We start from the raw sequence: 11,445 nt of genomic DNA on the forward strand, positions 1-11,445 counted from the left end.
TGTTGATATGACCCAAGGGCCTGATGATTCAGGCCCTTTTGTTTGCCGGCCACAGACCGGCAGGGGAACAGGGATAGGGAGAGGTGATGCTGACATCCATGTTGATGGGGCTGGGGTTGCTGCTGCTCTTCGAAGGATTGGGGCCCTTGCTCGCTCCCAGGGCATGGCAGCAGATGCTGCGCCTGCTCGGGGAGTTGCCGCCGGAACAGCTGCGCCGCATCGGCGGCTGTCTGGTGGTGGCAGGTGGTGTCATCTTGTGGGCGTCGGCCCGTTAGAGCCTGTGTTGATACGACAGTGGCACGGCGAATTCGGACAATAAAAAAGAGGCCCTCTGGCCTCTTTTTTATTGTCCGCCGGCTGGCATCAGGCGCTGCGCTGCACCGCCATGTGGGCCAGGGTCTCCAGCGCTTGCTTGTGCCGGGAGTCCGGCAGGATGGCGAGGGCGGCGATGGCCTTGTCAGCCTCTTCCCGAGCCCGCTGGCGGGAGTATTCGAGAGCTCCGGTGCGATCCAGGATGCCCAGAATACGCTCCAGGTGATCCATACCGTTGCGGTGCTCGATGGCATCGCGCACCAGTTGACGCTCTTCCGGGGTACCCACTTCCATGGCGCGCAACAGCGGCAGGGTCGGCTTGCCTTCGGCCAGATCGTCACCCACGTTCTTGCCCATCTCCTCGCTCTGGGAGCAGTAGTCCATCACGTCGTCGATGATCTGGAACGCGGTACCCAGGTACTTGCCGTAGTCGGTCATGGCCTGCTCGACGGGCTCGGGCTGATGGGTCAGCACGGCGGCGAGTCGGGTCGCGGCTTCAAACAGCTTGGCGGTCTTGCAGTAGATGACCGTCATGTAGCTCTCTTCCGTGGTATCCGGATCGTTGCAGTTCATCAGCTGCAGCACTTCTCCTTCGGCGATGGTATTGGTGGCATCGGAGAGGATCTCCATCACCTTCAGGTTGGAGAGTTCGCTCATCATCTGGAAGGAGCGGCTGTAGAGGTAGTCACCCACCAGAACGCTGGCGGCGTTGCCAAACAGGGCGTTGGCGGTTTCCCGGCCGCGGCGCAGGTCGGATTCGTCGACCACGTCGTCGTGCAGCAGGGTGGAGGTGTGAATGAATTCGATGATGGCGGCCAGTTTCAGGTGATCTTCACCCTCATAGCCCAGTGCGCGTGCGGCCATCACGGTCAGCATGGGGCGCATCCGTTTTCCGCCCGCACTGACAATATAGAAACCCAGCTGGTTGATCAGGCTGACATCGGACTGGAGTCTCGCCAGGATCAGTTCATTGACCGCCGTCATGTCGGCGGCACAGAGCGCACGGATAGTCTGTTGGTCCATAAGTCTCGTAACGTGACGGCAGCATTTACTGCGTTTTTAGCAATGGCGGGGATTCTACACGATTTCACAATGGGTTACAGTTAGGCGTTTATTCACGGGGGCAGATATGCGCACAAAATAAACTTTTTGCTAAATTGGCCTTGCCTCGGCAAATCGTTCTGCGTAGAATGCCCGCCCATTGTTATAGGTTTTTGTGCGTGTCTGGCCTTGAGCAAAAGACACGCCTTTACGGAGTTAATCAAATGTACGCGGTATTCCAAAGCGGCGGAAAACAACACCGTGTGGCCGAAGGTCAAATCGTTCGTCTGGAAAAGCTGAACGTTGAGACTGGCGCTACCATCGACTTCAACGAAGTGCTGATGGTTGCTGCAGGCGACACTTTCAAAGTAGGTGCTCCTTTCGTTGAAGGTGGCAAGGTTGTGGCTGAAGTTGTGGCTCACGGCCGTGGCGAGAAAGTGACTATCGTCAAGTTCCGTCGTCGTAAACACCACCGTAAGCAAGCGGGCCACCGTCAGTGGTTCACTGAAGTCAAAATCACTGGCATCAGCGCTTAATTAGAGGAGTCCGATAGATGGCACACAAAAAAGCTGGCGGTTCATCCCGCAACGGTCGCGATTCTGAAGCTAAACGCCTGGGCGTGAAGCGTTTCGGCGGCGAAACAGTTCTGGCTGGCAGCATCATCGTTCGTCAGCGCGGCACCAAGTTCCACGCTGGTGAGAACGTTGGTCTGGGCAAGGACCACACTCTGTTCGCTACCGCGAACGGTAAAGTGCAGTTCGAAGTTAAAGGTCCGCAGAATCGTAAGTACGTCAGCATCGTTGCTGAGTAATTACGGACCGCAAGGATCCGAAGCCCCGCCAACCTGGCGGGGCTTTTGTTTTTCTGATGAGTTTGACGAAAAAACGGCACGCGGATGAGCCGGCGCTGACAGCCCTCATCGGCCAGATGCGCCTCGCCCGAAGGGGCCCGTATCACTATAATTGCGTATCGGTTTTTCGAATTAAGGTGACGGTTACCTATGAAGTTTGTTGATGAAGTCCAGATTCGAGTCGATGCCGGTGACGGTGGTAACGGTTGTGTGAGCTTCCGCCGCGAGAAGTACATCCCGAACGGCGGCCCGGACGGCGGTGACGGCGGTGATGGTGGCGACGTGTATCTGGTGGCCGATGAAAACCTGAACACCCTGATCGACTACCGTTTCGAGCGCTTCCACGCCGCTGAGCGTGGCGAGAACGGCCAGAGTGCCAACTGTACCGGTCGTCGCGGCAAGGACAAGATCCTGCGCGTGCCGGTGGGAACCCGTGCCACCGATGAAGACACCGGCGAACTGCTGGGGGATTTGACCAGTCACGATCAGAAGCTGCTGGTTGCCAAGGGTGGCTTCCACGGCCTTGGCAACACCCGCTTCAAGAGCTCGGTCAACCGGGCGCCGCGCCAGAAGAGCAACGGCACCCCGGGTGAAGTGCGTACCCTGAGGCTGGAGCTGCTGCTGCTGGCGGATGTCGGCATGCTGGGTCTGCCCAACGCAGGCAAGTCCACCTTCATTCGCGCCGTTTCTGCGGCCCGTCCGAAAGTGGCAGACTACCCCTTCACCACCCTGGTACCGAACCTGGGTGTGGTACGTGGTGAGAACTCCCGCTCCTTCGTCATTGCCGACATTCCCGGCCTCATCGAAGGGGCTGCCGAGGGGGCAGGCCTGGGTATCCGCTTCCTCAAGCACCTGGAGCGTTGCCGCGTCCTGATCCACCTGGTGGACATCTGCCCGGTGGATGGCTCCGATCCGGCCGAGAACGCCGTGACCATCGTCCGGGAGCTGGAAAAATACAGTCCCGAGCTGGCGGGCAAGCCGCGCTGGCTGGTGTTCAACAAGATGGACCTGATCCTGGAGGAAGAGGCTCAGGAAGTGATGGACAGAGTCAAGGCAGCCCTCAACCACGAAGGTCCGGTCTACGCCATTACCGCCATCAGCAAGGAAGGCACCAAGAAGGTGTGCTACGACATCCTGGATCTGCTGGACACCATGCCCCGTCAGCTGGCGGAGGATGCCAGAGACGCCATCGAGAAGGTGGAGTTCAAGTGGGACGACTACCACAAGAACCAGCTTGCCAAGGCGGAAGCCGATGCCCTGGCGGCGTCCAAGGCCTTCGATGATGGCCTGGACGATGACGACTGGGACGATGAGGACGACGACGGCGTCGAAGTCATTTACGTTCGCGATTGAGCATCATGTTCGTGACAAGACCGGAGCCAGACAGGCTCCGGTTTTTTTTATGGGAGGATCGACGGGATCACCCTATAGATATATTTTTCATGTCTCTTATTGCCTGACAGTGGCTGCGGATTATACTGCGCACCTGAATGTAACCTGTATGAAACATTGTGCTAACCATTCAAATTGAATCGATATGCATGACTGTTTTGGTTTGTTCTTATGGATGGTTCGCCTGATAAAATATTTATGCTTGAAATGATCAATTAACGGCTTGTTTGTGCAGTTTTTTGGGTTATTCTTGCGCCCGTTTTCCGGGCGAGGGCATGAGTATGCAGGCGGCCCGGCTGAAGGAAAAGTCACATTTAAGGCTGTTTATATGTTGGAAAAGACCCTGGAAGCACCGGCAATCCGTACTCGCCGCAACGTGCTGATGTTTTTGATCCCGTCACTGATCGGGATCCTGCTGTTCATGACCCCGGTCATCTATGAGGGCAATGTCACCATTCCCGTCGCCGTGCTGGCGAAGCTGGTTCAAACGGTGTTTGCCGATCATCTGGTGGCCATGGTCAGCGCCATCATCACCACCACCATGCTGATGACCCTGATCGCCTGGCTGTTCAAACCGGCGATCCTGGTAAAACGGCCCTTCCTCAACAGCCTGTTCAACGTCTCCCCCTTCTGGGCGTGCGTGCGGGTGCTGGGCGGGGTCTTCGTGCTGTTGACCTTCTTTGAAGCCGGTCCCGAGGTACTGCGCTCAGGGGCGACCGGCGGCCTGGTGCTGCACGATCTGCTGCCGGTACTGTTCTCCGTCTTCATCTTTGCGGGTCTGCTGCTGCCCTTGCTGCTGGATTTCGGTCTGCTGGAGTTTGTCGGTACCATGATGACCCGCATCATGCGTCCGGTGTTCCGTCTGCCGGGTCGTTCTGCGGTGGACTGCTTCGCCTCCTGGCTCGGTGATGGCAGTGTCGGGATCCTGCTGACCAGTAAGCAGTATGAAGGCAAGTTCTACACCCAGCGGGAAGCGGCCGTCATCGGTACCACCTTCTCCGCCGTCTCCATCACCTTCTGTCTGGTGGTGATCTCCCAGGTGAAGCTGGAGCACATGTTCGTCCCCTTCTACCTGACCGTCTGCCTGGCCGGTGTGGTGGCCGCCATCGTGGTACCGCGCCTGCCGCCGCTCTCCTGGAAGAAGGATGTCTACAGCGACGGTACTCCCCTGTGCCGCAAGCAGGAGGCCATCCCCCATCAGCACAGCGTGCTGAGCTACGGCTACCATCGTGCCCTGACCAAGGCCGACAGCATGACGGATCTCAGCGCCGTGGCGCGTGAAGGGGTAAAAAACGCCCTGGACATGGTGTTTGGCGTGCTGCCGGTGGTGATGGCCGTCGGGACCTGTGCCCTGATGCTGGCGGAGCACACCCCGGTGTTCAACTGGCTGGGGGCGCCCTTCGTGCCTTTGCTCGAGCTGCTGCAACTGCCGGAGGCGGAAGCCGCTTCCAAGACCATCATGGTGGGCTTCGCCGACATGTTCATCCCGGCGGTGCTGGCCTCCACTATCGAGAGCGACATCACCCGCTTCGTGATCGCCGCCATGTCGGTCACCCAGCTCATCTACATGTCGGAAGTGGGCGCTCTGTTGCTGGGCAGCAAGATCCCGGTCAAGTTGTGGGAGCTGTTCGTCATCTTCCTGCTGCGCACCCTGGTCACCCTGCCGGTGATTGCCGGTGTGGCGCACCTGCTGTTCTAAGGGGCGCAGTGGAACGAAAAACGGTCAACCCGGGTTGACCGTTTTTTTTATGGGCGAGTGCCAGCGGAAGGTCAGTGTGATCCTGCCAGCAGTGCCTGGCATTCGACCTCGTCCAGCTGCTCGGGGGCGAGGAAGCGTCTGGCGTAGTCCCGCCAGATGCCGCTCTCGATGAAGAGGGCAAACAGGGCCGGGTCTATGTGCTGTTCCTGCACCATCTTCACCATGATGGCCAGGGACTGGGAGACCGTTTTGCCAGACTTGTAGGGGCGATCGCTCGCCGTCAGCGCCTCGAAGATGTCCGCAATGGCCATGATGCGGGCGGGAATGCTCATCTGCCCCCCTTGCAACTGGCGCGGATAGCCCGTGCCGTCCATCCGCTCGTGATGGCCCCCCGCAATCTCCGGCACCTTGCGCAAATGGCGGGGGAAAGGAAGCTTCTCCAGCATGCGTATGGTCTGGATGATGTGATCGTTGATCTTGTAGCGCTCCTCTTCGGTGAGGGTGCCGCGGCCGATGGCGAGGTTGTAGCGCTCCCCCCTGTTGTAGAGGTGGGTGGGCACCCGCACCTTGAAGCCCCATGAGTTGTGTCGGGCGAGATTGTCGTGCTCGGGGCGAGGGATGAGATGGACCGCCTTGTCGGCGAGCAGCGACTCTCGGCAGGGGAGGGGAGAGGGGGCCTCCTGGTGGCGCTTGCGCTCCTCCTGACTGATGCCGAGCCGATCGTCCAGAGTGCGCAACCAGGTGCGGCTGGCAATGGCATCCAGCCTGGCGATTTTCTCCGGCGCCATCCACTCGCCCCCCAGATTGCACTCGGCCACGAAGGCGAACTCCTGATCCAGGGTGTGCCAGAGGGGGGTTACAGCCTTGAGGGCGGCCTGCTGCCCGGATGGGGGCAGCAGGCCGCAGAGCGCCTCGATGTGGGCATCCCGCTTGAGCACCTCGAAGCGGGTGCGGATCTCGTGGATCCTGTCGTAGATGGTCTCGAGCTTGGTCGCCTTGTCCACCACGAACTCCGGGGTAGTGACCTTGCCGCAGTCGTGCAGCCAGCTCGCGATATGGATGGCCTCCCACTCCTCTTCGTTGAGTCGGAAATCGGCAAAGGGCCCCGTCTGCTGTGAGCAGGCAGCCTGGGTCAGCATCCTGGCCAGTTCCGGCACCCGCTGGCAGTGGCCGCCGGTGTAGGGGCTCTTGGCATCGATGGCACCGGCGATGAGCTCGATGAAGGCTTCCAGCAGCTGCTTCTGCTCCTCCAGCAGGCGCTGGTTTTCGATGGCGGAGGAGGAGGTGCCCGCCAGCGCTTCGATGAGGCTGATGCGCGAGGCCAGTTCGCGGGCCGAGCAGTCTGGCAGGATCAGCAGCAGGCAGCCGATCAGCTCCTGACGGTGGTTGTGAAGGGGTTCGACCAGCAGTTGGCAGGCACCGGGGAAGGGGCCCCAGTCGCTGAGGTAGCGGGCCCACTGTGCCTCGTCGAGGGGCAGGCAGAGGCGCTCCGTGTGGTAGAGACCGCCGAGCAGCGTCGCCTGCCACTGTACCTGTTCGCACGCCAGCGGCTGCCCCTGCCAGATGGCGTGAACGGCCTGCATCTCGCTCTCCTGGGCCAGGAAGAGGCAGCCGCCCTCGGCCTGGGCAGCCGCCACCGTCTCGTGCAGGATGCGGCTGAGCAATGAATCGAAGCGATGCTCTGCCGCCAGCGCCCGGCCCATGTTCATGAAATTGCCGAGGGTCAGGCGCATGCTGGACATGGCGCGGGCGAGGTCGTCAATTTCGCGGATCGCCGAATCCGGCCCCGGGCTTTCGCCAAAGTCGAAGTGCTGGATCCGCTCTGCCTCCCCGGTCAATACCAGCAAGGGAGCGGCAGTGCGCCGGGCGGCCAGCCAGATGACGGGCAGCAGGAGCAGCAGACCGGCAAGGGCCCAGGCGAGATTGTGCAGCGCATCCTGGCGCGCCGGGGCGGTGAGCACCTCGGTGGGCACCAGGAGGGCGAGATAAAACGGAGACTCTTACCCGAGGGAGGAGAGGTTGACCAGCCACTCCTGACTCTGAACCGTTGCCAGGGTCAGCTCGGCGGGGTGATGCAGCAGGGTAGGCCGCGCAGCCATCTCCTGTTGCAGCCTGGTGAGAATGGGGTGATTGAGGGCCGACAGCATGGGCAGGCGGCTCAGTTGCTCGAAGCTTGGGAGGCGCTCGGGATCCGTGGCCAGCAGGGTCCCGACCTCGTCAAACAGCACCAACTGGCTGTGACCGGGCAGGGGCAACTCGCCGATGAGGGAAGAGAGCCCCTCCATGCCCGCATCGAGTCCGATCACCGCCCGGCGATCGTCGCTCTCCACCGCCAGTGTCATGCCTGGCTCCCGGGTAGTGAAGAAGAGGTAGGGGTGGGTCACTATGATGCCGGTGTTCCAGCGCGCCTCCTTGTACCAGCCCCGATCTCGCGGATCGAAACGGTAATCCGGCATGGGGCGCCGCTCCAGCAGCCGCAGCCGCTGGTCGAAATAGAGGAACTCTCCCTGTCCCTGATGCAGGCTCTGGACCAGCAGGCGGCTCTCGGGCGGAGGCGCCTCCAACGCCCCTCTCGCCCGTTCGGTCAGCTTGCGTACCAGAAAGAAATCGCCGTCCTCGTAACCGGCATAGATGGCGCCGTAACTGGTGCTGTTGGCCAGTACTTCTGCCAGCTGGGGCAGGAAGGCTAGCCGCGTCTCCAGCCCTGTCATGGCGGACAGCTGGCCGCTGCGCAGCAGATTCAGGGACATGCGGGCCGGTCGCTGGTTCAGCTTGATGGCGAGGGCAAGCTGCTCCCGGTATTGCTGGAAGCTCTGACGTTCGTGCTCCAGCCCCTGCTGCATGCCCTGCTGGAACTGCAGCACGATGAGGGCGCCCCCCAGCAAGGAGAAGAGCAGGATGAAAAGGGTGGCAATGTATACGTAAAAGGGTCTGCGACTGAGACTTGCGTTTGTCATGGACGGATCCTTGTCCCCTGGCGATCGCCGTATTGGTCACCTAACAGTGTGCTTGCTGGATGACAAAAAGCCTAGGACTCGATCTTGCGCTCTTCAGCCCCAAATCAACAGCCGGCCTTCGCGCTGCGTCTTTGCCCCTGTGGTGAGATGATTCGTTCAGATATCTCGTGCTACATTGCTCCCCTGATAAACGCCCTGTGAACCAATGGAGTGTCCCATGTCTGTCGTCCCCTATTCCGTGCTGGATCTGGTGCCCGTTCCCGAAGGTGGTCTGCCGGCCGAGTCGTTTCGCCACTCGCTGGATCTGGCTCGCCATGCGGAGCGCTGGGGTTACCATCGCTACTGGCTGGCGGAGCACCACAACATGCCGGGCATTGCCAGCGCCGCCACAGCGGTGCTGATTGGCCACCTGGCCGGGGGCACCACGACGTTGCGGCTCGGGGCTGGCGGCATCATGTTGCCGAACCACTCCCCCCTGGTCATTGCGGAGCAGTTCGGCACGCTGAGTTCCCTCTATCCGGATCGCATCGATCTCGGCCTGGGCCGCGCCCCTGGCAGCGATCAGCGCACCATGCAGGCGCTTCGCCGCCAGCGCAGCGGCGAGGTGGATGACTTCCCGGCGGATGTGCGCGAACTGATGAGTTATTTTGGCGACGAGGTCGCTGCCGTGCAGGCGGTGCCGGGTCAGGGACTCCATGTGCCCATCTGGTTGCTGGGCTCCAGCCTCTACAGTGCCCAACTGGCTGCGGCCATGGGGCTGCCGTTCGGCTTTGCCTCCCACTTTGCTCCCGCCATGTTGCTGCAGGCGCTGGAGATCTACCGTACCCAATACCGTCCCTCTGCCCGTTGGCCCAAACCCCATGCGGTGGTGTGCGTCAATCTGATCGCCGCCGACACCGATCGTGAGGCCCGCTTCCTGTTCACCACCCTGCAGCAGCAGTTCCTGCGTCTCTACCGGGGGGATGCCGGCAAGCTGCCACTGCCGGTGCAGACGCTGGGGGATGAGTGGTCTCCCCGCGAATTGATGGCGATGGAGCAGACTCTGGCTCGCTCCCTGGTGGGGGAGCCGGATCGGGTACGCCACGGCCTCAAGGCTCTGCTGGCAGAGACCGGAGCGGACGAGCTGATGTTCAACGGTCCCATCGTCGATCATCAGGCGCGCCTGCGCTCCTTCGAGATTGGTGCCGAGTTGATGCAGGGGTTGTAACCCCCCGTGACGTCTGGCCGCCAGCGGCACGCCAAGCCTGGTTGCTCGGGGCGAAAGAGCCACGATTGCGTGGTAGTAAGTTTATGATTTTTAAAGGAAGTCAGGTGAGTGTCGGCCATCTGTCGTGTCGCCTCTCATGCCCTTTCCCTATGCTGGCCCTGTCAATCACCACAAGGAGCGCAAGATGATCGTCAGGAAGTTGAGATTGCAACGGGGATGGTCCCAGGAACAGCTGGCGACCCTCACTGGCCTGAGCGTTCGCACCATTCAGCGAGTAGAGCAGGGACAACAACCCGGACTGGAATCCCTCAAGGCCCTGGCCGCCGTCTTCGAGCTCGATGTGACCCAACTGCAGGAGAGCGAGATGAAAGGGAATGAGGGCGAAGATCGGGGACGCGTGCAGGTGGCGCGGGATGAGCGGGAGGCGATGAAGTTCGTGGAGGGGCTCAGGGGCTTCTACGGCCACCTCATGAGCTATGTGCTGGTGATAGGGGGGCTGTTTGTCATCAACTACCTGAGCAACCCGGACTATATCTGGGCCTGGTGGCCCATGCTGGGCTGGGGGCTGGGGCTGGCTTCCCACGCTATCAACCTGTTCCAGCCCTTCAAGCTGTTTGGCCCGGAATGGGAGCGGCGCCAGGTCGAGAAACGGCTGGGGCGCAGGCTCTGATCCGCTCATCATGAAAAAACGGGCCCGGCATTGCCGGGCCCGTTCTGTTTTCAGCTCCATTTGGTGGTGGAGGGCATTGCTGTCCTCTCAACGGCGGATCATTCCCATGTTCCGCAAAGAGCCGCTCTACTTGGCATAGGCCGGGCAGGGGGTGGCGATCAGGGCGTCGTCCTCGTAGCGCCACAGGGTGAGGCTGTTGCCCCAGACGCACCCGGTGTCGAGTCCCTTGATATCGGATTTGCCGGTGTTGCCCATCAGGGCCGCCCAGTGGCCGAAGACCAGGATGGGGTCATCCACATGGTGCTCGCGCTGCTCGAACCAGGGGCGCAGGCCCGGGGTCGATTCGGTGGGGCCCTTCTTGCATTTGAAGTCGAGGCGTCCGTCGAAGTAGCAAAAGCGCATCCGGGTGAAGCTGTTGATGATGTAGCGGTAACGTTCTATGCCCAGCAGGTTGTCGTTCCAGCTGTCGGGCTGATCGCCATACATGTTGTGCAGCAGCCAGCTGTACTGATCCCCGCGCAGCAGGCTCTCCACCTCCCGGGCACAACTGCGGGCGGTGTGGGCGTCCCAGGCGGGGGAGAGGCCCGCATGCACCATCATGATGGGCAGGTCGGGGTGTTCTGCCAGCAGGGGACGGTGACGCAGCCACTCCAGCAGCTCGTCCCGATCCGGCGCCTCCATCAGCGCCTGCAGCTTGTCTTTCTTCTTGAGCGGGGCGACCCCGTGGGCCACCGCCAGCAGGTGCAGGTCGTGGTTGCCGAGCACGGTGACGGCCTGCTGCCCCAGTGATTTGACGAAACGCAGGGTGTTGAGGGAGTCCGGCCCCCGGGCGACGAGATCGCCGCACAGCCAGAGCGTGTCGTTATCGAAGTCGAACTCGGCAAGATCCAGCAGACGGCGCAAATCGTCGTAGCAGCCCTGGATATCACCGACGAAACAGTTCGCCATGAAACCTCAGTTGATTATGTTGGGGACGGCCAGCGTGAAGGGGGCGATGGGGGCTTCGAATTGTTGCCCCGATTCATCCTGCAGGATGTAGCTGCCTTCCATCACGCCAAGCGGTGTGGCGAGGGGAACGCCACTCTGGTAGGAAAAGGTCTCGCCGGGGGCGATCAGGGGTTGTTCACCGACCACGCCGGGACCTTCCACTTCCAGCATCTTGCCATTGGCATCCGTAATGAGCCAGCGTCGATGCAGCAGTTGCACCGTGCCCGGACCCAGGTTCTCAATCTCGATGCGATAGAGAAAATGGTAGGGATCTGCGGTTCCCGCCACATAGCTTGGGTGGGGGCGGACCACTATCCGGGCTTGGGTCAT

General features: G+C 61.2%; 10 protein-coding genes and 1 pseudogene. 7 read left to right on the forward strand and 4 right to left on the reverse strand.

Going from position 1 to position 11,445, the window contains the following annotated elements:
- Nucleotides 1-86: 86 nt before the first annotated feature.
- Entirely contained in the window at nucleotides 87-275 is a 189-nt protein-coding gene (locus C3418_RS01080; protein ID WP_049636189.1) for a DUF2065 family protein, read from the forward strand.
- Between the two features lie 88 nt (nucleotides 276-363).
- On the opposite strand, the gene ispB is transcribed toward C3418_RS01080, so the two are convergent.
- Nucleotides 364-1,335 (reverse strand): octaprenyl diphosphate synthase, encoded by a 972-nt coding sequence (ispB, locus tag C3418_RS01085; RefSeq protein ID WP_010673198.1) that lies wholly within the window; start codon nucleotides 1,333-1,335, stop codon nucleotides 364-366.
- Between the two features lie 242 nt (nucleotides 1,336-1,577).
- On the opposite strand from ispB, the gene rplU reads away from it, so the two are divergent.
- The 4 genes from rplU (at nucleotide 1,578) to C3418_RS01105 (ending at nucleotide 5,294) form a co-directional block, all read left to right on the forward strand.
- Entirely contained in the window at nucleotides 1,578-1,889 is a 312-nt protein-coding gene (rplU, locus tag C3418_RS01090) for a 50S ribosomal protein L21 (RefSeq protein WP_005304210.1), read from the forward strand.
- Between the two features lie 17 nt (nucleotides 1,890-1,906).
- A complete protein-coding gene (gene rpmA / locus C3418_RS01095; protein ID WP_010673199.1) occupies nucleotides 1,907-2,164 on the forward strand; it encodes a 50S ribosomal protein L27 in 258 nt (85 codons plus the stop codon).
- A 189-nt stretch (nucleotides 2,165-2,353) separates the two neighbouring features.
- The gene (gene cgtA, locus C3418_RS01100; RefSeq protein WP_010673200.1) at nucleotides 2,354-3,556 is read left to right on the forward strand and encodes an Obg family GTPase CgtA; all 1,203 of its coding nucleotides are present in this window, start codon (nucleotides 2,354-2,356) and stop codon (nucleotides 3,554-3,556) included.
- Nucleotides 3,557-3,923: 367 nt separating this feature from the next.
- Entirely contained in the window at nucleotides 3,924-5,294 is a 1,371-nt protein-coding gene (locus C3418_RS01105; protein WP_103857813.1) for a YjiH family protein, read from the forward strand.
- 71 nt (nucleotides 5,295-5,365) lie between these two features.
- Here C3418_RS01105 and C3418_RS01110 read toward each other — a convergent pair.
- A pseudogene (locus tag C3418_RS01110) lies at nucleotides 5,366-8,298 on the reverse strand (HD domain-containing phosphohydrolase).
- A gap of 170 nt (nucleotides 8,299-8,468) precedes the next feature.
- Between C3418_RS01110 and C3418_RS01115 the strand changes: the two are divergent.
- Nucleotides 8,469-9,458, forward strand: a complete 990-nt coding sequence (locus C3418_RS01115) for a luciferase-like monooxygenase (protein WP_103857814.1) — start codon at nucleotides 8,469-8,471, stop codon at nucleotides 9,456-9,458.
- A gap of 184 nt (nucleotides 9,459-9,642) precedes the next feature.
- Nucleotides 9,643-10,128: a 2TM domain-containing protein gene (locus C3418_RS01120; protein WP_103857815.1), complete on the forward strand. Its 486-nt coding sequence runs from the start codon at nucleotides 9,643-9,645 to the stop codon at nucleotides 10,126-10,128.
- A gap of 126 nt (nucleotides 10,129-10,254) precedes the next feature.
- Here C3418_RS01120 and C3418_RS01125 read toward each other — a convergent pair whose 3' ends face one another.
- Nucleotides 10,255-11,076, reverse strand: a complete 822-nt coding sequence (locus tag C3418_RS01125) for a symmetrical bis(5'-nucleosyl)-tetraphosphatase (RefSeq protein WP_039040022.1) — start codon at nucleotides 11,074-11,076, stop codon at nucleotides 10,255-10,257.
- Between the two features lie 6 nt (nucleotides 11,077-11,082).
- Nucleotides 11,083-11,445: a Co2+/Mg2+ efflux protein ApaG gene (gene apaG, locus C3418_RS01130; RefSeq protein WP_010673206.1), complete on the reverse strand. Its 363-nt coding sequence runs from the start codon at nucleotides 11,443-11,445 to the stop codon at nucleotides 11,083-11,085.

The organism is Aeromonas sp. ASNIH8 (genome assembly GCF_002919855.1).
Taxonomy (GTDB): Bacteria; Pseudomonadota; Gammaproteobacteria; order Enterobacterales; family Aeromonadaceae; genus Aeromonas; species Aeromonas caviae.

Excerpts from the sequence above, each read along its gene's own strand:
- cgtA (WP_010673200.1), top strand. The coding sequence starts at position 2,354 with ATGAAGTTTGTTGATGAAGTCCAGATTCGAGTCGATGCCGGTGACGGT.
- C3418_RS01080 (WP_049636189.1), top strand. The coding sequence starts at position 87 with ATGCTGACATCCATGTTGATGGGGCTGGGGTTGCTGCTGCTCTTCGAA.
- C3418_RS01115 (WP_103857814.1), top strand. The coding sequence starts at position 8,469 with ATGTCTGTCGTCCCCTATTCCGTGCTGGATCTGGTGCCCGTTCCCGAA.
- C3418_RS01105 (WP_103857813.1), top strand. The coding sequence starts at position 3,924 with ATGTTGGAAAAGACCCTGGAAGCACCGGCAATCCGTACTCGCCGCAAC.
- ispB (WP_010673198.1), bottom strand. The coding sequence starts at position 1,335 with ATGGACCAACAGACTATCCGTGCGCTCTGTGCCGCCGACATGACGGCG.
- rpmA (WP_010673199.1), top strand. The coding sequence starts at position 1,907 with ATGGCACACAAAAAAGCTGGCGGTTCATCCCGCAACGGTCGCGATTCT.
- C3418_RS01125 (WP_039040022.1), bottom strand. The coding sequence starts at position 11,076 with ATGGCGAACTGTTTCGTCGGTGATATCCAGGGCTGCTACGACGATTTG.
- rplU (WP_005304210.1), top strand. The coding sequence starts at position 1,578 with ATGTACGCGGTATTCCAAAGCGGCGGAAAACAACACCGTGTGGCCGAA.
- C3418_RS01120 (WP_103857815.1), top strand. The coding sequence starts at position 9,643 with ATGATCGTCAGGAAGTTGAGATTGCAACGGGGATGGTCCCAGGAACAG.
- apaG (WP_010673206.1), bottom strand. The coding sequence starts at position 11,445 with ATGACCCAAGCCCGGATAGTGGTCCGCCCCCACCCAAGCTATGTGGCG.